The sequence below is a fragment of the Porphyromonas uenonis 60-3 genome (genome assembly GCF_000174775.1).
Lineage (GTDB): Bacteria > Bacteroidota > Bacteroidia > Bacteroidales > Porphyromonadaceae > Porphyromonas > Porphyromonas uenonis_A.
On the sequence record NZ_ACLR01000043.1, the window covers coordinates 1 to 516 of the forward strand.

At 51.0% G+C, this 516-nt stretch carries 1 protein-coding gene; it reads left to right on the forward strand.

Going from position 1 to position 516, the window contains the following annotated elements:
- The coding region (locus PORUE0001_RS01360) for an integrase core domain-containing protein (RefSeq protein WP_007364657.1) at positions 1–516 on the forward strand (516 nt) is incomplete at both ends.

Consider the following 516-nt stretch of genomic DNA (forward strand, 5'->3'; position numbering starts at 1 on the left):
TCAGACATAACCTACGTCAAGTGTTTAGGGGGCTTCGCATATCTCTCCCTGACGATGGATGCTTATAGCCGCATCATCACCGGCTTTGACCTGCAGCCCACGCTCTCCACAGAGGGCCCCTACAACGCACTAAAACAGACCGTTGACTTCTACCAAAAGCATGGCTTTGACCTCAAAGGACTCATCTTCCATAGCGACCGAGGCTGTCAATACGTCTCCAAGCAGATGACCGACTACGAGGCCAGCCTAGGCATCGTAACCAGCGTCACCCAGACAGGCAACCCTCTCCACAACGCTATGGCAGAGCGACTTAACGGGATCATCAAGAACGACTGGCTCTACAACTTTGAGGACAAACCCATAGAAGAAGTTCGAGAGATCCTCTCGCAAACGATTGCTCTCTATAACACAGCGCGTCCTCATCGAGCCCTCAACAAGAAGACTCCGATGCAGATGCTCATACCAGATTACCCCAACCCTCTAACCACACAACCATCTAAGAACCAGATTTCTAAA